Source organism: Streptomonospora nanhaiensis (genome assembly GCF_026642255.1).
Lineage (GTDB): Bacteria > Actinomycetota > Actinomycetes > Streptosporangiales > Streptosporangiaceae > Nocardiopsis > Nocardiopsis tropica.
Genome location: NZ_CP113264.1, coordinates 4,259,998 through 4,282,065, shown reverse-complemented (window position 1 = coordinate 4,282,065; position 22,068 = coordinate 4,259,998). Strand labels below are relative to the sequence as shown.

22 protein-coding genes are annotated in these 22,068 nt (G+C 72.7%); 12 read left to right on the top strand and 10 right to left on the bottom strand.

The annotated features are described in order from the left end of the window. Positions 1-24: 24 nt before the first annotated feature. Positions 25-627 carry a TetR/AcrR family transcriptional regulator gene (locus OUQ99_RS18575; protein ID WP_267945039.1) on the bottom strand — a complete coding sequence of 201 codons (603 nt, stop codon included), beginning with the start codon at positions 625-627 and terminating at the stop codon, positions 25-27. A 122-nt stretch (positions 628-749) separates the two neighbouring features. Between OUQ99_RS18575 and OUQ99_RS18570 the strand changes: the two genes are divergently transcribed. From OUQ99_RS18570 to OUQ99_RS18550, 5 genes are all read left to right on the top strand, one after another. Continuing rightward, positions 750-1,403, top strand: a complete 654-nt coding sequence (locus OUQ99_RS18570; protein ID WP_267945038.1) for a hypothetical protein — start codon at positions 750-752, stop codon at positions 1,401-1,403. Positions 1,404-1,428: 25 nt separating this feature from the next. Continuing rightward, positions 1,429-2,661: a DUF418 domain-containing protein gene (locus OUQ99_RS18565; protein WP_267945037.1), complete on the top strand. Its 1,233-nt coding sequence runs from the start codon at positions 1,429-1,431 to the stop codon at positions 2,659-2,661. Between the two features lie 267 nt (positions 2,662-2,928). Beyond that, the gene (locus tag OUQ99_RS18560) at positions 2,929-3,462 is read left to right on the top strand and encodes a hypothetical protein (RefSeq protein ID WP_267945036.1); all 534 of its coding nucleotides are present in this window, start codon (positions 2,929-2,931) and stop codon (positions 3,460-3,462) included. A gap of 294 nt (positions 3,463-3,756) precedes the next feature. Next, entirely contained in the window at positions 3,757-4,323 is a 567-nt protein-coding gene (locus OUQ99_RS18555; RefSeq protein ID WP_267945035.1) for an FG-GAP repeat domain-containing protein, read from the top strand. Between the two features lie 211 nt (positions 4,324-4,534). Beyond that, complete coding sequence (locus OUQ99_RS18550; protein WP_267945034.1) at positions 4,535-5,386, top strand: SAM-dependent methyltransferase; 852 nt, start codon at positions 4,535-4,537, stop codon at positions 5,384-5,386. A 338-nt stretch (positions 5,387-5,724) separates the two neighbouring features. Here OUQ99_RS18550 and OUQ99_RS18545 read toward each other — a convergent pair whose 3' ends face one another. Beyond that, a complete protein-coding gene (locus OUQ99_RS18545; RefSeq protein ID WP_267945033.1) occupies positions 5,725-6,534 on the bottom strand; it encodes an alpha/beta fold hydrolase in 810 nt (269 codons plus the stop codon). 263 nt (positions 6,535-6,797) lie between these two features. Then, positions 6,798-7,721 (bottom strand): helix-turn-helix transcriptional regulator, encoded by a 924-nt coding sequence (locus tag OUQ99_RS18540; protein ID WP_267945032.1) that lies wholly within the window; start codon positions 7,719-7,721, stop codon positions 6,798-6,800. Positions 7,722-7,858: 137 nt separating this feature from the next. On the opposite strand from OUQ99_RS18540, the gene OUQ99_RS18535 reads away from it, so the two are divergent. From OUQ99_RS18535 to OUQ99_RS18515, 5 genes are all read left to right on the top strand, one after another. Further along, positions 7,859-9,091, top strand: coding sequence for an MFS transporter (locus OUQ99_RS18535; protein WP_267945031.1), 1,233 nt, complete (start codon positions 7,859-7,861; stop codon positions 9,089-9,091). Positions 9,092-9,155: 64 nt separating this feature from the next. Further along, entirely contained in the window at positions 9,156-10,199 is a 1,044-nt protein-coding gene (locus OUQ99_RS18530) for a zinc-dependent alcohol dehydrogenase family protein (RefSeq protein ID WP_267945030.1), read from the top strand. A 551-nt stretch (positions 10,200-10,750) separates the two neighbouring features. Further along, positions 10,751-11,533: a putative protein N(5)-glutamine methyltransferase gene (locus OUQ99_RS18525; protein WP_267945029.1), complete on the top strand. Its 783-nt coding sequence runs from the start codon at positions 10,751-10,753 to the stop codon at positions 11,531-11,533. A 504-nt stretch (positions 11,534-12,037) separates the two neighbouring features. Then, positions 12,038-12,709 carry an enoyl-CoA hydratase-related protein gene (locus OUQ99_RS18520; protein WP_267945028.1) on the top strand — a complete coding sequence of 224 codons (672 nt, stop codon included), beginning with the start codon at positions 12,038-12,040 and terminating at the stop codon, positions 12,707-12,709. A 202-nt stretch (positions 12,710-12,911) separates the two neighbouring features. Further along, on the top strand, positions 12,912-13,583 hold the full coding sequence (locus OUQ99_RS18515) for a histidine phosphatase family protein (protein ID WP_267945027.1): 672 nt from the start codon (positions 12,912-12,914) through the stop codon (positions 13,581-13,583). A gap of 21 nt (positions 13,584-13,604) precedes the next feature. On the opposite strand, the gene OUQ99_RS18510 is transcribed toward OUQ99_RS18515, so the two are convergent. Next, positions 13,605-14,132, bottom strand: a complete 528-nt coding sequence (locus OUQ99_RS18510) for a nuclear transport factor 2 family protein (protein WP_267945026.1) — start codon at positions 14,130-14,132, stop codon at positions 13,605-13,607. A 49-nt stretch (positions 14,133-14,181) separates the two neighbouring features. Here OUQ99_RS18510 and OUQ99_RS18505 point away from each other — a divergent pair, with 49 nt between their 5' ends. After that, entirely contained in the window at positions 14,182-14,775 is a 594-nt protein-coding gene (locus OUQ99_RS18505) for a TetR/AcrR family transcriptional regulator (RefSeq protein WP_267945025.1), read from the top strand. A gap of 355 nt (positions 14,776-15,130) precedes the next feature. Further along, positions 15,131-16,147 (top strand): protein kinase, encoded by a 1,017-nt coding sequence (locus tag OUQ99_RS18500; RefSeq protein WP_267945024.1) that lies wholly within the window; start codon positions 15,131-15,133, stop codon positions 16,145-16,147. A gap of 276 nt (positions 16,148-16,423) precedes the next feature. Here the strand turns inward: OUQ99_RS18500 and OUQ99_RS18495 are convergent, their stop codons facing one another. From OUQ99_RS18495 to OUQ99_RS18470, 6 genes are all read right to left on the bottom strand, one after another. Further along, on the bottom strand, positions 16,424-17,092 hold the full coding sequence (locus OUQ99_RS18495) for a hypothetical protein (RefSeq protein ID WP_267945023.1): 669 nt from the start codon (positions 17,090-17,092) through the stop codon (positions 16,424-16,426). 147 nt (positions 17,093-17,239) lie between these two features. Beyond that, positions 17,240-17,431, bottom strand: coding sequence for a hypothetical protein (locus OUQ99_RS18490; RefSeq protein ID WP_267945022.1), 192 nt, complete (start codon positions 17,429-17,431; stop codon positions 17,240-17,242). Positions 17,432-17,575: 144 nt separating this feature from the next. After that, positions 17,576-18,775 carry a sodium/glutamate symporter gene (gltS, locus tag OUQ99_RS18485; protein ID WP_267945021.1) on the bottom strand — a complete coding sequence of 400 codons (1,200 nt, stop codon included), beginning with the start codon at positions 18,773-18,775 and terminating at the stop codon, positions 17,576-17,578. Further along, positions 18,772-19,710, bottom strand: coding sequence for a formimidoylglutamase (gene hutG, locus OUQ99_RS18480; protein WP_267950418.1), 939 nt, complete (start codon positions 19,708-19,710; stop codon positions 18,772-18,774). Before hutG ends, gltS begins: the two co-directional genes overlap by 4 nt. A gap of 5 nt (positions 19,711-19,715) precedes the next feature. Continuing rightward, complete coding sequence (locus OUQ99_RS18475) at positions 19,716-20,456, bottom strand: IclR family transcriptional regulator (protein ID WP_267945020.1); 741 nt, start codon at positions 20,454-20,456, stop codon at positions 19,716-19,718. Between the two features lie 260 nt (positions 20,457-20,716). Next, entirely contained in the window at positions 20,717-21,460 is a 744-nt protein-coding gene (locus OUQ99_RS18470; RefSeq protein WP_267945019.1) for a hypothetical protein, read from the bottom strand. Between the last annotated feature and the right edge of the window lie 608 nt (positions 21,461-22,068).

Here is a 22,068-nt window from a genome sequence, read left to right as displayed (position 1 = left end):
CACGTGACGCACGGCGCATGGTCCTCAGCCGCGCAGAACGCTGTCGGCGGCGGTGAAGAGGGTCGCGGTCTCCGACGCGAGCAGGGCCTCCGTGCTCGGAAGCGCCCGCTCCAACGTCAGGCCGTTGACGACGGTGAGCAGGAACCTCGCGCGTGGTGCGTTGTCACCGCGGGGCAGCACCCCCTCGTCGACCAGGACCGACAGCCAGTGCTCCACGCGGTGCCGCATCTGGCGTTCGATGCCCAGGTAGGCCTGCCGTGCCTCCTCGGTCGGCTCGCAGGCGAAGTACGTCTCGTACATCGTGGCCCAGGTCTTCCTCGCCTCCTCGCCGGTCTCTGCGGGTGCGAGGAGCTGTCGCATGCAGGCGACCAGCCGGTCCCGTGCGGGCAGCGCCGTGTCGTGGATGGGGTCACCGGGGAACACCGTCTCGTAGATCCCCGCGAGCACCGCGTCCTGCAGGGCGTGCTGCGTCGGGAAGTGGTGCCGCAGGGAGCCGGTACTCACCCCGGCCCTGGCGGCGACCGCCCGCACGCTCAGCCGTGCCGTCGGATCCTCGCCCAGCATCGCCGCGGCCGCAATCAGGATCTTGTCGCGAGAACTCGTCTTCGCGCTGGTCGTCTCAGTCATCGGACCTCCTTCGCCCATCTTGCCAATACGCCGTACTAATACACTGTGTTAGTCTGTCGACGGCACCAACACAGTGTATTGGTGGGGGATGGCGCCGGGACGCGGGAAGGCGGGGGAGGGGCATGCTCGGCCAGTGGCGGAACCGCCTGGCGGCACGGCGCCTGAGGGAGGGGGACGGACACGCACTGCGGCGCTTCCGCTGGTGGCAGCTGTTCGGACGCTCCCTGTTCCACCTGCGCCTCACCGGCGACGACGGCCGCGAGGCCGAGTACACGATCGACGTCCGGCACCAGGGCGAGCCCGAGGACGGAGTGGTCAGGGCGCACCTGTACCTCGACGGCCGACACAGCGCCCGGTCCAAGACCCCCGCGTCCTTCCCCGTCCCCGGAGGCCGCATCGAGGTCGCCACGAGCGGCTTCGGGCTCAAGCGCTGCCACTACGTCACCGACGACGGCGCGGAGCACCGGCTCACCCCCGACCCCCGGTCCGGCGAGGGGCGCCGCGCCCGCCTGGACCGCGAGCACCCGGCCCTGAGCCGCTGGATCGGGGCCGTCTCGGTGGTCCTGCTCATCGTCGGCGTCGGCCTGAACCTCCTCCAGATCATCGAACCGGTCTCACAGATCCCCCCGGCCCAGGAGGCCGTCGGCGCCTTCGCCTCCCCCGTCCGACTGCCGCTCTGGCTCGACATCGCGCTCGGCGCCGGCGCCGTCCTGGGCAGCGCCGAGCGCGCGCTCCGGCTGCGCTACTCCTGGCTGCTCGACGGTGCGGCCAACTGACGCTCTCCCCATCGAAAGGACACCCGTGACCATCCGCGACCCCGATCGCCCCCCGACGCCGTCCACCGGCCCCGTGCGCCCGACGCCGCTGTCGGAGCGGTCCCTGGCTCCCGACCTGGCCCGGGGCATGATGCTGCTGCTGATCGCCCTGGCCCACGTGCCCTACTTCCTGTACACCGCGCAGGCGGGCACGGTCGGGGTGCACCCGGTGGAGGGGGGTGCGGCCGACAGGATCGCCCAGGCCTTCACACTGATCGTGGTGGACGCCCGGGTCTACACGATGTTCGGGTTCCTGTTCGCCTACGGCATCGGACAGATGTACGCGCGCCAGACGGCCAAGGGCGCCGGCGCCGTTCAGACGCGGAGACTGCTGCGCCGACGCCACCTGTGGATGATCGTGTTCGGGGCGGTGCACGCGCTGCTGCTCTGGCAGGGCGACATCATCGGCATGTACGGGCTGATCGGCCTGGTCATGGTGCCGCTGTTCTTCCACCGCTCGGACCGCACGCTCAAGGTCTGGATCGGGGTTCTGCTGGGGCTGGCCGCGCTGGTCAGCCTGGCGGGCGCGCTGGCCACGACCGATGCCGGCGGCGCGGTGGCGGCCGAGGTGCAGCGGGCCAGCATCGCCGAGCCGTCCTATGCGGTCTCGGCGGCCGTGCGGCTCCCGGTGTGGGTGGTCCAGACGATCACCGGCATCGCGCAGTCCGCGCTGCCGGCGGCTTTCCTCATGGGGGTACTGGCAGCGCGGCACCGGCTGCTGGACGAGCCGGGGCGGCACCTGGTGCTGCTGCGACGGCTGGCGCTGTGGGGCATCGCCGCGGGGTGGACCACCGGCGCGGTTCTGGCCCTCCAGCACACCACGTCTCTTGAGTTCGGCCCGGTGTCGGTGCTGACGGGGGTGCACTTCGTCGCCGGGATCTTCACCGGGGTCGGGTACGCGGCGCTGTTCGGTCTGGTGGCGCACCGGTTGAGCGGGCGTGCGGCGGCCACGGCACTGCCGGTGCGGTGGATCGGGGCCCTGGGGCGACGCTCGATGAGCGGGTACCTGGCGCAGTCGCTGGTGTGGGGACCGGTGCTGGCCGCCTGGGGACTGGGCCTGGGCACGCACCTGTCGAGCTGGTCGGTTTCCTTGCTGGCGGTGGTCACCTGGGCGGCGACCGTGGCCGGGGCGGCCGTGCTGGAGCGGTCGGGCCGACGGGGCCCGGCGGAGGTACTGCTGCGCAAGCTGACCTATCGCCCGGTACGGTCCCGGGGCTGAGGCAGGTCGGCCGTCGGGGTCCTCCCTCGGGATCCCGGCGGCCCGGGGACAGCCACGCGCCGACGGAGGACGCGTCGGTGTACCCGGAGGCGCGGTCCTCGACCGCGCCGCAGGGCTGTGGTTCCCCCGGAGGCGTGAGGGCGGTCTGTGGTTCTCCCTCCCGCGGGGGAGGCGTCGACGACGGGATCCGTGTTGGCTTCTGCAATGACCTCCTCCACTGCGTCCACAACCGATCGTTCCCCTGTCCCTCCACCACCCGGCACTGCCGTGACCGCGATCGGCCTGCTGATGGCCCTGTGGTGCGTCGGGTTCGCCGTCTTCAACGTCGTCTTCGAGATCACCGACCGTTTCTCCGACGGCGCCTACGCCGACTACAGCTCCGCGATCACCGTGATGAACTGGCTCGTCGTCGGGCTGAAGGCACTGGGGGCTGCCGTGGCGCTGCTGTCGGTCGCCAAACGCCCGACGTTCGTTCCCCCGGCTCTCCTGGCCGTGGCGGTGTGGGCGGTTTTCGCGACGCTCGGCCTGTACGCCACGGGCAGCGTCGTACAGGTGGTCGGCATGGTTTCCGGCCTGGCGGGCGGGGTCGACCAGATCGACGCCGCCGGTGTCGGCTACGTGCTCCTCTTCCTGCTGGCCGCGGCCGGTTTCGGGATCCTGGCGGTCTCCCACTCACGGCGGAACGGCCTCCGGAAGGGCTTCGCCGTCCTCGGGGTGCTCGGCGCACCTGCCGTGCTGGGTCTTGTCCTGCTGGCCGTCCCGGCGCTGCTGGCCGCCCTCGGCCTCATGCCGGCACCCTGACAGTCCCCGGCGAGCGGCCGGCTGCGCTCGGCGCGCGGCCCCGGCACGGATGTCCGCTCCGGGGCTGCGCGGTTTGCGGGTGGCCCCGCACTCGGTGACACTCTTCTTTTCTGGCCGACACCCCACCGAGGACGGGCACACGAGATGATCACCAGCCGACGGCACCGAGGACTCTGGGTGGCAGCCGGCCTGGGGCTGGCACTCACCGGCTGCCTCCGTCCGGCACCGCTCGAGCCGTCCGGGCCCAGCGCCTTCCCACCGTGTTCGGATATCAACGGCCGGCTGATCGCCGATGTGGACAACGACGGCCACCCCGACCGCATCTCCGGCACCGGGGGCATAGGCAGCGACCTGGCCATCGCCTTCGGCGAGGAATCCGGGTTCGCGGAACCGCGGACCACGGGCGTCCTGCTCGGAAGCTCACGTGAAGCAGGTGAGGAGGTCATGGCGGCGGTGGCCGACTTCGACGGCGACGGGTGGCTCGACCTGGCGATCGCGGCCACCGCCCCCGTCGGAGGAGACGACCCGGTCCCCTCCAGGGTGGCCGAACTGCGCCTGGGCCCCTTCTCGGACCGGGGAACCGGACAGCGCACCCACGAACTGGACCTGGGGACCACGTTCGGCCTGCGCGTGGTCGACTTCGACGACGACGAGCACCCCGACCTCGCGTCCTACCGCTACGAGGGGGACGGCGTGTACGGGACGGGCGCCCTGCTGGGCGGTGGCGAGGACGGGCTGAGCGACCAGGACGAACGCTTCTCCGACGTCGACGCCCCCGGCTACAACCTTCCCAGGGCAGGACCCGAAGAACATCTTCCCCCCTCGGCCTCGGACCGGTTCCACCCGGCCTGCGATGCCTGACCCGGGCGCGCTCACCAGCTGACCCGGCCTGTGGCGCCGGCCTCGCCACCGGGCCGGGCGAGTATCGACCGGTGCCGGCGGGGATCGGCCGCTGGGTACGATGACCGGCATGTCCTCCTGAACGTGTGCGCAGCTCTTCTCCACCGCCGGGCCCGGGTGAGTCGCCTCGGGCGTCCCCGCCGGTGGTCCCACACGTACCAGGAGGAACCCCGTGAACTCCCTCTTCACCGCCCTGTCCGCCATGGCCGAGCGCCCCGCTCCCTACGCCCTCGTCACCACCGCGGACCTGTGGACCGACCCGCACATCTCCGAGCGCATGCTCGCCAACCACCTCGCCCCCGAGGTCGGGGCCGCCTCCCACCGGGCCGAGTTCGTCGACCGCGCCACGGACTGGATGGTCGGGCACTTCGGCCTGGGGGCCGGTTCCCGCGTGGCCGACCTCGGCTGCGGCCCGGGGTTGTACACCACCCGTCTGGCGCGCGCCAGCGCGCACGCGCTGGGGGTGGACTTCGCCCGGCTCTCCGTCGACCACGCCGAGAAGACCGCGCGGGCGGAGGGCCTGGACGCCCACCACCTGTGCCGCGACTACCTGTCCCTGCACCTGGGGGAGCGCTTCGACCTGATCGTGATGGTGATGCGCGACTACTGTGCGATGGCGCCCGAGGGCCGTTCCCGGCTGCTCGGGGTGGTCCGCCGACACCTCGCCAACGGAGGCGTCTTCCTGTTCGACGTGGACGCCGAACCGGCACTGGACCCGGTCCGCGAGGGGGCCGTCTACGCCCCCGACCTCATGGGCGGGTTCTGGGCGGACCGGCCCTACCACGGCTTCCGGCACACCTTCCGGTACGACGACGAGCGGGTGGGCCTGGACCGCTACGACATCGTCACAGCGGACGACACGAGGGTCTTCTGCAACTGGGTCCGCTACTTCACGCCCGACACGCTCGCCGCCGAGCTGGCCGACAGCGGGTTCGGAGTCGCTGAGGTGCACGGCGACCTGGCGGGCGCCCCCTACGATCCGGCTTCGGGGCAGTTCGCCGTGGTGGCCCGCCTGTCGGACTGATCGTTCAGGGGGAGGACCGGGTCCGGGCTCTGGCGGTAGGGCCCGCGGGTGTCGGGCCCCGGTGGAGGTTCCGGGTGGGGCCCGACGCGCCCTCTGCGGTCTTCCCGGGGCGGGCCGGGGACGAAGGCGGCGCGAGCGCCCCCCCCGGAGCCGAAACACATACGGCCTGCCGGGGAACCTCTCGTCCCCCGGAGCTGGGCTCTACCAAGGCAGACGGCGCCGGTCCGCCGGTCCGCTCCGCACGGCCGGATCGGCCTGCCCTCCGAGCAGCGAGAGCGTTGCACCGCGGTCCCTTTCCGGCTCACCCGGCAGGGAACCGCCTCCCACCGGACGGCGTGTCAGGCCCGCGTCGCCTCCAGCACCTCGTCGAGCGCCTGGAGGACCGCCTCGGGCTGCTCGTAGGGGATCTGGTGGCCGGCCCGCTCGGCGACGACCACCCGGCCCTGCGGGGACTGCGCGGCCAGGGCGAGGTGGTCGGCGTTCAGGTGCTCCAGGTGCGCCCGGGGCATACGCGGACGTCTGCCCGCCGTCACGACGCGCACGGGTACCGGCGGCAGCCCGACCTCCCGCCGCACCCGGGCGGTCTCCTCCATGGCCTGCGGCATCCCTGCCAGGATGGTCGCCAGCTCGCGCAGCTCCTGTGCGTTCCGGCCGCCGAACGCGGCACGCAGGCGCAGCAGCCGCGACACCGCACCGAACGACAGGCGGCGTACCGGGCCCGAGCCCGGAGGGGTTCCGGCGGCGGTCGGGTCCACGAACACCAGCCCTGACACGTCCTCGGGGTGGCGGGCCGCGTGGACCTGGGTGACGAGCCCGCCGTAGGACCAGCCGAGGAACACCGCGGGCAGTTCCAGGCCCAGGGCGTGCACGAGCCGGTGCAGGCCGTCGGCCGCCTCGGTGACGGTGGCGGCCTGTGTTCCGCCGGACCGGCCGACGCCGGCCCGGTCGTAGGTCACCACGGTGGCCCGCTCGGCCAGCCTCCGTTCCAGGTCCCGGCCCCAGGTGCCCACGCCCTGGCCGGAGCCTCCGCTCTCCAGGACCACCGTGGGGCCCTCGCCGACGATGCGCGCGCACAGCGCGTGCCCGCCCACGTCGACGGTGATCGGCGTCGGTGCGCCGTTGCTTTTGAAACCCTTGTCGTCCGCCATGGAGTCAACCTATGTTGACTCACGTCAGTGGTCAACTCCAGTTGACTTCCTCGGGTGTGCGGGGAACCCCGTGCGCCGGAAGGTGGCGAGGAGGACCACCACCGGACGTGGCCGCCCCTCGGTCGGCGGCGGGCCCGGACGCCGGGCAGGGCAGTGGTGCGGTGCGGCCGCTCGGTCCGTGTGTTCCCGGAAGCCCACCGGCGGTCCGCTTCCGCGAACGAAGGACTTCGGAAGCTCGACCCGCCCCGAGGACCTCCCGGGCGTCAGTTCCGGCCCGACCCGGTCTCGGGAGCGGTCAGCGGATCCCGGTCCTCCCGCCTGGAGGCCGTGCGGGGCGCGGACCAGCTCGCGAGGAGCTTGAGCCGCTCCTCGTGCGGGGTCCCCGGTTCGGCGGTGTAGAGCGAGAGGTCGTGCACGGCCCGCGGCGAGGTCGGCAGGTCCAGGGACCGGAAGGTCAGCTCCAGATCGCCCGCCTGCGGGTGGTGGAGGCGTTTGACGCCGTCGTGGCGGATGCGCACGTCGTGCGAGGCCCACAGGGAACAGAAGTCGTCGCTGAGGGTCGACAGCTCACCGATGAGTTCACGCAGCGCCCGGTCGTGGGGTTCGCGTCCGGCCTCGGCGTGCAGCAGCGCCACGGTCATCGCGGCCCCCGCCTGCCAGTCCGCGAAGAAGTCACGGGAGGCCGGGTCGAGGAAGTGGTAGCGGGCGAAGTTGGCCCGCCCGTGGGCGGCCGTCGTCGGGCTGGCGAACATCGGCGCGTGCAGGGCCCTGGCGAGGGCGTTCGTCGCGACCACGTCGAGTCGGCCGTTGCGCACGAACGCCGCCGACATCGTGATGGAGTCCAGCATCCACTGCACGGGCGGCGCGAGGGCGACCTCGCGGCGGCGGGTCGCCCTGCGGTGGGCCGGACGTGCGGCGCGGGCCAGGTCGAACAGGTGGGTGCGCTCCTCGTCGTCGAGGCGCAGCGCGTGGGCGACAGCGTCGAGCACCTCTTCGGACACACCCGCGATGTGGCCCTTCTCCAGACGGGTGTACCACTCGATGCTCACACCGGCCAGGACGGCGACCTCCTCGCGACGCAGTCCGGGGACACGGCGGCGGGTACCGGGGGGAAGCCCGACCTGTTCCGGGGACAACTTGGCCCGTCGACTGGCGAGGAAGCCCCTGATGTCCGCGCGATTGTCCATGCCGTCCACGATAGGCGCAGGTGAGCGCCTCAGGGGGGTTGAGGTTGTACCCCCACAAACGCAACCTTCTCCGCGTCGGCGGAGGCCGGTGAAGTGGGTGGTGACAGCGAAGGCACCACCACGACACGAGGTTCGCCATGCACGACGAAGCCGCACGGGTTTCCCATAAGAGCCGTTCGTCCCGTCTCCCCTTCGTCGTCTACGCCCTGGCGCTGGGAACGTTCCTGATGCTCACGACGGAGTTCGTCGTGGCCGGGATCCTGCCCGACATCGCCGCCGACGTGCGGGTGAGCGTCGCCCGGGCGGGAATGCTCATCACGGTTTTCGCGGCAGGCATGATCGTGGGCGCACCGCTCATGGCGATGCTGACCCTGCGGATGCCGCAGCGGGTGACGCTCGTGCTCGCCCTGGGAGTGTTCGCCCTCGGGCACGTGATCGTCGCCGTCGGCTCCGACTTCGGGGTGCTGCTCGCCGCACGCTTCCTCACAGCGCTGGCGACCGGTGCGTTCTGGGCCGTGGCCGCGGTGGTCGCCACCCGCGTCGCCGGCCCGGGAGCGGGCTCGCGGGCCGTGGGCGTCGTCAATGCCGGAGGGATGCTCGCGACCGTCCTGGGCGTTCCGCTCGGCGCGTTCGCCGGACAGCTCGTCGGCTGGCGCGGCACGTTCTGGGCGCTGGCGGTCCTCGCGGTCGTGGCGATGCCCGTGATCGCCCGCCACGTTCCCCGCGACGGCGGGCACCGGTCGATGTCGATCCGCTCGGAGCTGACCGCTCTGCGCTCCGGACGACTGTGGCTGGCGTTGGCGGCCTGCGCGGCCACGACCGGCGGTGTCCTGGCCGCGTACTCCTACGTCGCCCCGCTGCTCACCGGGCAGACGGGCATCCCCTCGGGCCTCGTTCCACTGGTACTCGCCGGCTTCGGCGTCGGCTCACTCCTCGGGTCCGTCCTGGGCGGCCGTCTCGGCGACACCCGCCCGCACACGGTGACGATCGTCGCGCCGTCGGCGACCGCACTGATCCTGTTGACGCTCTGCCTCGTCGCCAGCGCGCCGGTCCCGACGACGATCCTCCTCGTCCTGCTCGGGCTGTTCGGCCTCGGCGCGAACCCGGTGCTGATCTCGCTGGCGGTCCGCTACGCCGCCCACGCGCCCACCCTGGGGTCCTCCCTCAGCGTCGCGGCCTTCAACTTCGGCACCGCGGCCGCCTCCTGGATCGGCGGCATCGCCCTCGGCACCGGCCTGGGCACCACAGGCCCCCTCGTCGTCGGAACGGCCATCGCCGCACTGACACTCATCCCCGCGACCGCACTGGCCGTGATCCGGCGCCGCCGTGACACGGCGGCGGGCCCCGAGGCCGCGAACGCCCTCTCCTGACCCGCACACCTCCGCCGCACCCGGCGGTTCCCGACCAAGAGCACCACCGAAAGAGAGAGCGACCATGCGCGCCACCCTCATGTACCGAGCCGGGGACGTCCGCGTCGAGAACGTGCCCGACTCCCGGATCCAACACCCCACCGACGCCCTGGTCCGCATCACCGCGTCCTGTGTCTGCGGCAGCGACCTGCACCCCTACCGCTCCATGGCCTCAGCCGAGGGCCCCGCCCGGATGGGGCACGAACTGATCGGCGTCGTCGAGGAGGTCGGCCCGGACGTGGCCACGCTCACCAGGGGCGACCTGGTCGTCTCACCGTTCGCCGTCTCCGACGACGTGTGCGAGTTCTGCCGGGAGAACCTGCAGACCTCCTGCTCCCACCACGAGGCCGGCTTCTGGGACGGCATCCCCGACGAAGGCGGCCAGGCCGAGGCGGTCCGTGTGCCGCTGGCCGACGGCACCCTGGTGAAGCTGCCGGTCGCGCCCGACTCGGCCCTGATCCCTTCGCTGCTCACCCTGGCCGACGTGCTGGGCACCGGCCACCACGCCGCCAGGGCCGCAGGCGTGGCCCCCGGTCAGCGCGTCACCGTGATAGGTGACGGCGCGGTGGGCCTGATGGCGGTGCTCTCGGCCAAGCGCCTGGGGGCCGAGCAGATCGTCCTCATGGGCCGCCACACCGACCGCACCGACCTGGGCCGGGAGTTCGGCGCCACCGACGTCGTCGCCGAGCGCGGCGAGGAGGGCATCGCCAGGGTCCGCGAACTCACCGGCGGCCACGGCTCGCACGCCGTCCTCGAAGCGGTCGGACACATGCCCGCCTACGAGCAGGCGCTCGGTGTGGTGCGCCCCGGCGGCGTGATCAGCCGTGTGGGCGTCCCGCAGTACGAGCAGGCGCCGATCGGCTTCGCGAGCCTGTTCCGGCACAACATCCGCCTGGCGGGCGGGCCCGCGCCGGTACGCGCCTACATCGAGGAGCTGCTGCCCGACATCCTGGACGGGACCATCGAGCCGGGCAGGGTCTTCGACGCCACCACCGACCTGGACGGCGTGCCCGCCGGCTACAAGGACATGGACGACCGCACGAGCCTGAAGGTCCTCATCAGGCCCTGACGCGGAGTGCGCCGGGTCCGCCCACGGCCGTAGCGGGCGGACCCGGCTTCCTCCGCGCCCCCGCACCGCTTCCGGCGGTGAGCGCCGGCGAGGGCCCGGAAGCAGCGTTCGAGTCGGCCACCGACAGCTCGTCGGGGGAGCGGGCGCTCTGCTCCGCGGAGAAGGACTCGTGCGGCACGGCCACGAACCCGGGGCCGCGAACAGGACGAACCGGCGCCCTGACGAACCGGCGCCGCCAACGGGGGCCACAGCCGGATTCCGTGGTGACCCCCGGAGGTGTCGCGCGCAGGTGTCGTTCCCTCGGGCCCCGGGCCGTTCACCGGCGACGGGGCCGACACGCGACCGCCGGCCCCGGCCGTCTGACCCGGCCGGCGCCCCGTGGTGTAATGTCGCCCCGCACACCACGACCGAGGAGGTGGGACCGATCACCGCAGCAGCAGGACGGGCGCTTCCACCCCGCGGTCACCCACCTCGCACGGCGTAGGTGAGCGCGGGAGCGCCCCCGGGCACCCCGAAAGGCTCCCTTGCCTCCGCAGTTCTCCCAGCACCACTTGCCACAGCCGCTCCCGACACCTTCCGAGACCGTCGCCCGCCTGCGCCGGGCGGGATGCGTGTTCGCGGAGGAGGAGGCGGCGCTGATCGCCGCCGCCGCGCGCACCCCCGACGAACTCACACGCCTGGTCGACCGGCGCGTCACCGGCTCCCCGCTCGAACACGTCCTGGGCTGGGCCCGTTTCCGCGGCCTGCGCCTGGTCGTGGAACCCGGCGTGTTCGTCCCCCGCCCGCGCAGCGAGTTCCACGTCGAACAGGCCCTCGCCCTCACCCGCCCCGGCGCCGTTCTCGTGGACCTGTGCTGCGGCACCGGCGCCCTGGGCGCCGCCCTGGCGAGCGAACGCGGGGGTGTGGAGCTGCACGCCGCGGACATCGACACCGCCAGCGTCCGCTGCGCCCGCCGCAACCTCGCCCCCCTGGGCGGGCACGTTCACCGGGGCGACCTGTTCGCGCCCCTGCCCCGCTCCCTGTACGGCCGCGTGGACGTGCTGGTCGCCAACGCCCCCTACGTCCCCACCCGAGAGATCGCCCTGCTGCCCTCCGAGGCCCGCGAGTACGAGTCGCGGATCTCGCTGGACGGCGGCTCCGACGGGCTCGACGTCGTGCGCCGCATCGCCGCGCAGGCCCGTCCCTGGCTGGCCCCCGGCGGCTGCCTGCTGGTGCAGACCCACCCCGGCCAGGCGCCCCCGGCGCTGTCCGCCTTCATCCGGGGCGGCCTGATCGCCGACGTCGTGACCTGCGATGACGCGGACAGTTCCGTCATCGTGGGCCGCCGTCCGTGACCGGGGGCCCGGGCCCCTGCCCCGCCCGGTTCCCGGCGGGAGCCGGACGGGGCACTCCGGGCGGGCGCTCCTCCCGGCCGCCCCGGCGGGGCCGCGTCCGCGGGTTCCGCGGCCTCGGGGTGAACTTGTCTGCTCTATGCTGTCCGTCATAAGTTACTTGCCGGTAGCTTCCCGGGTGCGGCGCATACCCACCAGCGGGGGAGCCCTACGTCCGGAAAGGCGGCACATGGGGCCGGGAAGGAGCCGCGGTCGCGAGGCGACGGTGCACAGAGCCGCACTGTCCCGGAGCCGCGGGCTGCCCGTGCCGCGCAGCGAACGCCCGGCCGCCTTCGCCGCAACCGAGGGCACAGCGGTCGTGCGCCGTGCCGGGCGCGGCACCGCGCCGCTCCGAGCCTCCGGCGAGGAAGACCACGACCCGCCGACCCGCGTTCCGCACCCGCACCGGGCCACCGGTGAGGGGCAGTCCCGCCCCTGACACCGTCCGCCACCACGACAAGGAGCACCATGCCCACACTCGAACGCCACGACGAGGTCCTCGTTCTCGACCTGGGCGACGGCGAGAACCGCTTCCACCCGGACTGGATCGCCTCGGTCAACGCCGCCCTGGACGAGGCCGAGCAGGTCCAGGGACCCCGTGCCCTGGTCACCGCCGCCACCGGGAAGTTCTACTCCAACGGCCTGGACCTGGACTGGCTGATGGCCAATGCCGACCACCACGAGGGCTACGTCGCCGACGTCCACCACCTGTTCGCGCGCATGCTGGCCCTGCCGATGCCCACGGTGGCGGCCCTGCAGGGCCACACCTTCGCCGCCGGCGCCATGTTCTCCCTCGCCCACGACCTGCGCGTGATGCGCGCCGACCGCGGCTTCTGGTGCCTGCCCGAGGCCGACATCAACATCCCCTTCACCCCGGGCATGTCGGCGCTCATCCAGGCGCGTCTGGCGCCGCAGACCGCGCACGAGGCCATGCTGACCGCCCGCCGCTACGGCGGCAACGACGCCGAGGCGGCCGGCATCGTGGACCGGGCCGTGTCCGAGCAGGACGTGCGCCCCACCGCCGTCGAACTGGCCCGCTCCCTGGCCGCCAAGGACGCCGCCACCATGGGCACCATCAAGTCCCGCATGTACGCCCCCGTCCTGGACGTGCTGCGGGACGAGGACGCCCCCCTCGGCTGATGCCGCAGGGGGTCCGCGCCCGGCCCCGGGACCGCGCAGTACGGACCCGGGGCCGAGGCGGCAGCGCACGGCCGCGCCCCGCCCCACCGACCCCGCACCCCGGGCCCAGGGCGGGTTGCCGGAACCCGCCGACACGGGTCTGTCGCACGGATGCCAGAGTGGGACCACCACGACCGCCCTCTCTGGAGACCGATCCGTTCACATGCGCTTGCTGCTCGTCCGCCACGGCCAGACCCCGTCCAACCTCAAGCACCTCCTGGACACGGCAGAACCAGGTCCGGGGCTGACCCCGCTGGGCCAGCAGCAGGCGGCGGCACTTCCCGGAGTGCTGGCGGGCGAGGAGATCGACGCCCTCTACGCCTCCACGCTGATCCGCACCCAGCTCACCGCCGCACCGCTGGCGGCCGACACGGGGCTCGAGGTCCGGGTGCGGGACGGCATCCGGGAACTGATCGCCGGCGACCTGGAGATGCGGGGTGACGAGCTCGCCGCCGAGACGTACCTGAGCACCGCCTTCGCCTGGTCCGCGGGGGAGACCGGGCTCCGCATGCCTGGCGGGGAGAACGGGGTCGAGGCCCTCCGGCGCTTCGACGCCGTGGTCGAGGAGGCCGCGGCCACCGGGGCGCGGACGGTGGCCATGGTCAGCCACGGCGCCGTCATCCGCATGTGGGTGGCGGCCCGCGCCGAGAACGTCGACGTCGCGTTCGCGTCGGCCCACGTGCTGGAGAACACCGGCGTCGTCGTCCTCTCCGGTTCTCCCGCCGAAGGGTGGCGCGCGGAGACGTGGATGGGCAAGACCGTCGGTCCCGACAGCAGTGTTCCCGGAGCGGAGAGCGGTCCTGCCGGCGAGGCCGTGGACGGCGTCGAGGCCTGAGCGACTTCCCGGAGCCGCCCGTCAGCTGCCCGAGTGGGCTCGCGCGGGCTCGGCCTCCGGGGTGAGGGCCGCCTGGAAGACGCCGAAGTTCCCGGTCATCCACAGGGCCGTCAGCTTGACCTTGGAGATCCGCCAGCCGGCCGGGGTCCGTTCGAACCGGTTCGTGTAGTACCCGTAGACGGTCTGCTCGCTGTCGCCGGTGCTGTTCGGCAGGTGGTGACCGGCTCGGACGTAGGCCACGCCTGTGGCGTGATCGTCGTCGTCGAAGGTGATCACGTGGTTCGTGATCATGTGCTGCGTCGCCTTGAACGACTCCATCCTCGGTGCGGTCCCCCTGACCCAGTCGTCGGCCTTGAGGCGGACGACTGGTTGGCCGAAGCCGTCACTGAAGTCGACCTCGACCTCGTCGGTGAAGCAGCTCCGGAACAGCTCCCAGTCACGGGAGTCGGTTCCCGTGGCGTAGCGGAGCTGGACGTCGCTGATCTCGGCGCGGTCCAGCAGACGGCGCAGGCGGTTCTCATCGACGGGCAATTCGTGTGACTGTGTCATGCGAACACTGTGGGGTCTTGATGTGACGCTGTCAAGTAGAATGTGCCCCATGGTGACGCGAACCGAAGCAGCCGCGGCGACCCGCAGCGCCCTCGTGCGCGCCGCATCCGAACTGCTCGACGAGGGGGGACCCGACGCGGTGACGCTCCGGGGTGTGGGGGCCCGCGCCGGGGTCTCCCGCGGCGCACCCTACGGGCACTTCGAGAACAAGGAGCACCTGCTGACCAGGCTCGCCATCGACGCCTGGAACTCCCTGGCGGACAAGGTGGAACAGCTGAGGGCCGCACCGGACACGACCCCCGGCGAACGGCTCGAGCACGCCGTGCTGGAGCTCATCGGGGTCGGCCGACGCCAACCGCACCTGTACGCACTGATGTTCAGCACCCCGGCGGACGACCCGGAGGCCGTCGAGGCCGCGAGCCGCCTGGAGAACGCGTTCCTCGCCATCGTCGCCGACGTGGTCGGCGAAGCGGACTCACTCAGCTACGGCGCCCTGCTGATGTCGAGCGCGCACGGCATTGCCGGGCTGGAGCTCAGCGGCCACCTGGCGAAGGAGAAGTGGAAGATCAACGGGGACCAGCTCGTGCGCATGATGATCGACTCCATCCGGGCCGGCGCCGGGAACACCGACGCACGCGCCTGAGAAGCCGACGAACCCGGTCACCGCTGCGGTTCGGTCCCCGGCGGCACGGCGTCCCGGCCGGGACACCGCAGCCTGCCCGTCGGTGGGTACTCCTGCGCAGGGCCGGTGTCATGACCGACCGGACCGGAACCACCGCCGCCGCGTCCGCACCCGAGTACCTGGCCGCGGCCCTGCGCCGCCGTGAGGAGTCGGCCGGCGCCGCCGGGGTGCGGATCGGACACGGTCAGGTGGTGCACCGTCCGGCCACGCACCTGTGGGCGAGGACGGCTGCGGGAGTGGCTCGCCCCGGCGGAAGGCCGGTGCGAACCTCCCTGCCCGCGCGGGACTCTCACCGGTATCCGTGAAGGGGAGGGACATGGCGGGCGTCGGGGAAAGAGTGGACGGATACCGGCTCGTGGGCGACCTCGGCGCGGACCCCCGAGGCGCGCACTTCCGGGCGGTGGACGCCGGGGGCGCACCGCATGTGCTCACGCTCGTGTCGGGCGAAACGGCGCGCACACCCGGGTTCCGCGAACGACTCGAACGGTCGGTGGCGCTGTCGCTGCGGGTGTCCTCCTTCTCCCTGCTGACGGCGGTGGACGCCGACCCGTGGGCCGACACGCCGTGGGTCGCCTTCCGGGACGCCGGGCACGCCGAACCCCTGAGCGAGCGGATCGCCGGCGGGGACCTGCTCGCGGACCGGGAGCTGTACCGGTTCGCCGTGCACACCGCCACCGCGCTGGCGGTCCTGCACGGCGAGGGCATCGTCCACCACGGGGTCACCGGGGAGGACATCCTGGTGGGCGCGGACGGCGCGGTCGTCGTCGACCGTGTCGTCGCCCGAGCGGTGGAGACCACCGCCGACGGCAGCCGATCTCTCCTGACACCGCAGCAGCCGGAGCCGGAGCGGCGGGGCGGTGGTCGGGGCACCGGCGCCGACGACGTCTTCGGTTGGGCGGCGACCGTGGTCCGGGCGGCCACGGGGAGGTCGGCGTTCCCCGGGCCGCCATGCCCCGAGACGGCCGCCCGCGCGGTGACGGGGCGACCGGACCTGGAGGGGGTGTCCCGACCGCTGTCGTCGGTGCTGGAAAGCTGCCTGGTCCACGACCCCGCGCGTCGGCCCGGCGCGCACCGGGTGCTGGCCGTCCTGCTCGGATACACGGGGGAAGACGTGTGTCCCGAACTGGGGGAGCTCCATGCGCGGTCCCTCCGGTTCGGGGCCAGGAAGAGGTGGATGCCCCTGGAGGTCGACCTCGGAGTCCTGGAGGGCGGGTTCAGGGCCCGTGCCCGGGAGGAGGTACGGAGGCGGGTAGCGGCGTCCGAGCCGGAGAATCCTGGTGGATTGAACCTCATCTGGCAGCCGCCGGACATGGACGGCGGCGATGGGGACTGAACCGGTGTAGCGGCCACGCCCGGCCTTGCCTGCCCCGTACTTCGCGGCCGAGGCAGGCACGGACGCCCTCGCCGAGAGCTACATCGACGACGGCCGGGACCTCTGGACCGAGTCCGACACCGGCCCCGTCGGCGCCGTGACCGTCGAGGACTTCCTCGCCCACGGGAACGGCACCCTCGGCGACGGCTCCCAGGCGGGCGCCCGCTCCCGCCCCGTCCCGCCGCCGTCCGTCGCCCCGACCGGGCTCGGGGCGACGGACGGCGGCCCGGTCACCGGTCAGACCACGAAGAACGTGAACGCCCCGTACATCGAGATGCTCAGGGTGTACTCGTCGACCTCTCCGGTCGCCTCGTCCAGCGCCTGGCACGTGAACGGCGCGTCCGTGTCGGGCTCGCCTCGCACGAGGTCGGCCTCCATGTCGCAGAGCACGTACTCGGTGTCCGCCTGCACGCGCAGGGTGTCCTCGACCGTCTCGCGGATCAGCGGCCCGTCCACGAGCTGCGGCTGGTAGGAGACGAGGATGCCGGAGGACTCCACCGTGATCGCGTACTCGAACTCCTCCCCGAGGAAGTTCACCGTGCACGTGGCGGTCTCCCCCTCGGTGCCCGCGATCTCCGGGCACTCGGATGTGGCGTCCGGGTCCACGACCGACGCGAAAATAGAGACCTGTTCCAGGGCCTCCCAGGCGATGCGGTCGCCCAGCGGCGCGGAGCTGTCGGGCTCGGCGGGCAGGTCCTCCGCGGTCACCTCCGGCGCGGCGTCGGGGATCGGGCCCTGGTTGAAGTCGGCGGTGTCGATCTCCGGGGTCTCCTCCTCGGTCACCTCGGCGGCCTCCGGGGCCGCTTCCGGCTCGGGGGCGGCCCCGCCGCAAGCGGCGAGGACGAGGGTGGATCCGGCGGCGGCCACACCCAGGGTGATGCGGCGCGTGAGGGCAGGGTTCAGCATGTGTACCTCGGGGGTTCGGTGGAGGATCGGAGCCCCGCGTGGCGCAGGAGGCTCAGGTAAAGGGAGTGCTCAGACGCCGGATTTGTTGCACGCCGACGCCATATCGTGACCCGAGGCTCTCCCGCGACTCCTCGGGTGACGCCCGCTTCACAGCCGTTTCCGCGCCCCGCCTGACCTGACCGAATCTCCGGTGAGGCCGGTCGCCCGGCCCGCGCCCGGGCCCTCCCAGGCGCCCGGTTCGTCCGGCGTGCCCATCGCTCGGTCCAGGGGCACCGACAGCGGGATCGCCCCGTCCGCGGCCGTCCAGGCGTCGGTGGCGGCGTCGAGGCAGCAGATCACCGACGCCCCTCCGGCTCGGATGCTCTCCGGACCCTTCCCCCTTCAGGACGCCCCGCGGCCCCCGCCCCGGAGCGGGGACCCAGGCCGAAACGACGAGGGACCCCCAGGTCGGCGACCCGGGGATCCCTCGGGAGGCGGCTCGGGTCAGGCCACCGCGTTGATGCACCACACGATCCACGGCAGCGCCACGATGTCGATCAGCACCGCACCGGCCAGCGGGACGATCAGGAAGGCCTTCTCCGAACGGACCCCGAAACGCCGGTTGAAGGCGTCCATGTTCGCCATCGCGTTGGGGGTGCCGCCCAGGCCGTGGCCGACCATGCCGGCCGCCATCGTCGCGGCGTCGTAGCCCTTCCCCAGCAGGCGGAACACGACCAGCGCGACGAACAGCAGCAGGACGATCACCTGGACCGCGAGGAGCAGCACGAGCGGCAGGGCCAGCGCGTACAGGTCCCAGATCCGCAGGCCCATCATGGCCATGGTGAGGAACAGGCCGAGCGACAGCGACGACACCAGCGACAGGGCGCCCTGGTGCATGCGCAGCCCGAACCGGTCACCGACGTTGCGCGCGACGGCCGCCACCACCATGGCGCCCACGTACGCGGGCAGCACGAACCCGGTCGTCTCGCTGAACCACGTGCCCAGCGCGACCCCGGCCACCATCACCACGCCGATCAGCACGGCGGTGTTCACCAGCGGGCCGTAGCCCACCGGCTCCTCCTTCTCCTGCGCCTCGGCGGCGGCGGACGCGGCGGTGTCGGCGGCCGCGGGCACCTCCACCTTGTGGCGCCGCATCAGCCAGGAGGCCATCGGACCGCCCAGCAGACCGCCCGCGACCAGGCCGAAGGTGGCCGCGGCGATCGCGATCGCGGTGGCGCCGTCGGTGCCCAGGGCCTCGGCGGTGGGGCCGAACGCCGCCGCGGCGCCGTGGCCGCCCTCCAGGGCGACGGCGCCGGCCATCACGCCCAGCACCGGGTCGATGCCCAGGGCCGTGGCCATGCCGATGCCCACCACGTTCTGGAGGATCGCCAGGGTCCAGCACGCCAGCAGGTAGACGATCAGCAGCTTGCCGCCCTTGCGGAGCAGGCTGACGCTGGCGCCGAGGCCGATGGTGGTGAAGAAAGCGATCATCGCGGGCTCTTGCAGCGTGGTGTCCAGCTCCAGCTGGGCCACACCGGTCTCCCGCAGCGCCAGGACGGCCAGCGCGAACGCGAAACCGCCGATCACCGGGCCGGGGATGCTGAACCGCTGGAGGAAGCCGATGTGGCGCCGGGCGAACTCGCCCAGGAGCAGCAGGACGACGGCCAGGGTGGTGGTCTGGATCAGGTCCAGGGAGATGTTCACGAGTTCCGTCCTCTGGCCGCGCGCACGCGGTCCACCATGCGTGCGGCGACGCGCGCGGTCCGGCCGTCCACGTCCAGGGACGGGTTGAGCTCGGCCACGTCGAACAGGGCCAGCCGTCCCGAGGCGGCGACCTCCTCGACCACGGCCTGCACCACCTCGGTCGGAACGCCGAGCGGCGAGGGGGCGCTCACCCCGGGCGCCACCCATGCGGGCAGGGCGTCCAGGTCGAGCGTGAGGTAGACGTCGTCCACCGTGTCCAGGAAGGAACGGACGAAGGCCAGTACCCGCTCCAGGCGGGCGGCGGTGCACCGGTCGTCGGTGAGGTACTCGACGCCGAGCCGGTCGGCGCGGTCGAACAGCACGGGGGTGTTCCCGGCCTCGTTGATCCCGACGACGGCGTACCGGAAGTCGCGTCCCCGGGCCCGCTCGGCCTCGCAGATCTGGAGGAAGGGTGTTCCGGAGGTGGGCTCCGGCTCCTCGCGCAGGTCGAAGTGGGCGTCGATGTTGAGCACGCCCAGAGTGCGGGTCCGGTCCGAGCCCAGGCCCTCGTCCAGGCCCAGGTAGCTGGCGTAGGCGACCTCGTGGCCGCCACCGAGCACGACGGGGAAGTGCCCGGCCCTCATGGCCCCGGCCACCACCGAGCCCAGCGCGCGCTGGCCGGCCTCCAGGTCGCCGTCGTCCACGCGGACGTCCCCGGCGTCGTACAGCGCCTCGTCCCGGTGCAGGGCGAGCGGGGCGAGGGCGCGGCGCAGGGCGGCGGGTCCCTCGGCGGCGCCGGTGCGGCCCCTGTTCCTGCGCACGCCCTCGTCGGAGGCGAAGCCGACGATCGCGGTTCCGGCCCGGCCGGCGTCGTCGAGCGGGCGCACGGTGGTGTGCCAGCGCCGGTGTTCGGCGCCGGGGCCGTCGTCGCGCCCGGTCCAGACGGGGGGATCCACCCTGTTCAAATCGTTCCTCCACTCAGGTCACGCGCCGCCTCTTTGACGAGGCGGACGTAGTAGGGGCGCCGGCGCTCGGTCAGCGCCGCCGGGGCCATCACGGTGACGACCCCGTTCAGGGAGCCCGAGTCGCCGAGCACGGGGGCGCTCGCGCCCCACACGCCCTCGTCGAGGGCGCTCTCGCTGACCGCCACGCCCTGCTCCCGCACCAGGGGGTGCGCGGCCTCCAGGGCCCGCACCCGTTCGGCGGGGAGCCGGTAGGCGGCGTACACCTGCTGGCGCCGTGACTCGGGGAGGTGGGCCAGCAGCGCCTCGGCCGTGGCCCCGCGCAGCAGCGGCTGCACGGCTCCGCGGGTGTAGCAGCAGCGCAGCACCCGGGCCCCCTCGACGGCGTCCACGCACAGGGCCTCGGTGCCGACCGGCACCATGAAGGCCGCCAGTTCGCCGGACTCGTGCGAGAGCCGTTCCAGCCGTGGGCCGATGGCGGTGCGCTCCAGCGCGCCGTTGCGGTACTTCTCCGCGAACCGGACCGCCACGGGGCCGGCCCCGTAGGCGGTGCCGACACGCTGCACGAACCCGGTCGCGGACAGCCGGTCCAGCATCCGGTAGACGGTGCTGACCGGGATGCCGGTGGCCTCGGAGACCTCCGCGGCGGTGGCGTGTTCCGCTTCGGCGAAGACCATCAGCACGCCGAGCAGGCGGTCGGTGGTCCGCCCCGCGTTGCCGGACGTCGCGTCGGCTGACATGGCGCCCCCTCTCCCGGACCTGGCCAGCTCCGAGCGGCGCTCGGGACCGGCTCACTCTATGGATCGGACAAAAGGTATGAAAAGGGCAAATTCTCATCCGATGAGAAGGCTACGTTCCGATCCGCGCCCGGGAGTCCGACCGGTTCTGTGAGGCTGCACTCAGCCGTCACCCCTGGTGGGCACACGAAAAAGGCCCTGCTGAGCAGGGCCTTCGCCGGATGGTCGAGGGGACGTCGACCGCCCCCTCGGGAGGACCGGTCCTAGTACTCGGTGATCGACTCGGCGACGCCCTCGACGACCTGGACCTCGGCCATGACGGAGGTGCCGTTCGCCAGGGTGGCGTCGAACTCGTCGAAGTCGCAGATGACGTCGCCGGTGTCGGGGTCCTGGACGCCCCCGGCGCAGGCGTAGACACCGGCGTAGATCACGGTGTCCTCGGCCACGAAGAACGCCGTCCCGTCGATCATGTACTCACCCGGGGCGATGTACTCCAGCTCGCCCCGCACGACGGCGGAGCCCTCGGGGGCCTCGTCGGTCCCGGCGGCGCCCTCGCCGGGAGCCGCCCCGGGCGCCGGCTCGGCCTGGCGGTCGTTGTCGTACTCGGTGATCGAGAGGGCGTTCCCGGGCTCCTCCACCTCGGCCTCGGCGTACACGGGCGCCCCGCCCTGCACCGCGGCCTCGAGCGACTCCAGGTCGCAGTCCACGACGCCGAAGCCGTTCTCGTCGAGGCCGTCCTCGGCGGGGCAGGCGTTGAGGCCGCCCAGGATCTGCGTCTCCTCGGTGACGAAGAAGGCCTCGCCGTCGATGCTGAACTCGCCCGGGGCGATGAATTCCAGCAGGCCGCTCCGGGGCTCCGTCACCACCGCGGCCTCGTTGCCCTCACCCGCGTCCGAACCGGCGGCCACCGCGTCGATCACTTCCTCGGAGGAGCACGCTGCGGAGCCGAGGGCCACCACGCCGGAGGTCGCGAGGGCCAGGACGGTGGTACGGAAATTGCGGTTCATGCGATTCCTTTCTCCCCGAGGGAAGAGATATCTCATTGCGGGTGAGGGTTTTCGGGTATGGCTTTGGCAGGGATTTCGGGAATGGAGAACACGCGCGGTGGGGGAGGTGCGGTGTCTCGTGCAACCCGGGAAAAATGCGCTCCGATGGGCGCTTCCCCGCCGGTCGAGCTCGTCGAGAGGTGCCGTGGCCTCTAGCTATGCCTCATCGACGTCGGGATCGGATGTGTCGGGCTCGTTCCGTCATCGACGCGTGTCCGAGTTTGTGCATTTCGGTCGCCCGGCAACGCGGATCGCCCTTTCTCCTGTGCTCGGCGGGACGCTCCCAGCGCCGCTCCTCTTGTGTCCGTGGTTTCTTTCTGTGCCTTCTGATGTCAGAGGGGCCGGAGGAGTTCTCCCGAATGGCGAAGATTTTTCGGCACCGGGCCGAGACGACGACTCCCCAGGACGAAGAGCCTGGTCAGGACGGTACGACGGGCCCGGTCGGGGAGGGTCGGTGGGTGCGGTGTCCCCCGGTTTCGGAGCCGAGCCCCGATTGCCCATCCCGCCCGACCTCCTCACCCGGCACGGACTCGGGCTGCGTGCTTCGCGAGGGCGCGTGCACCGGACTG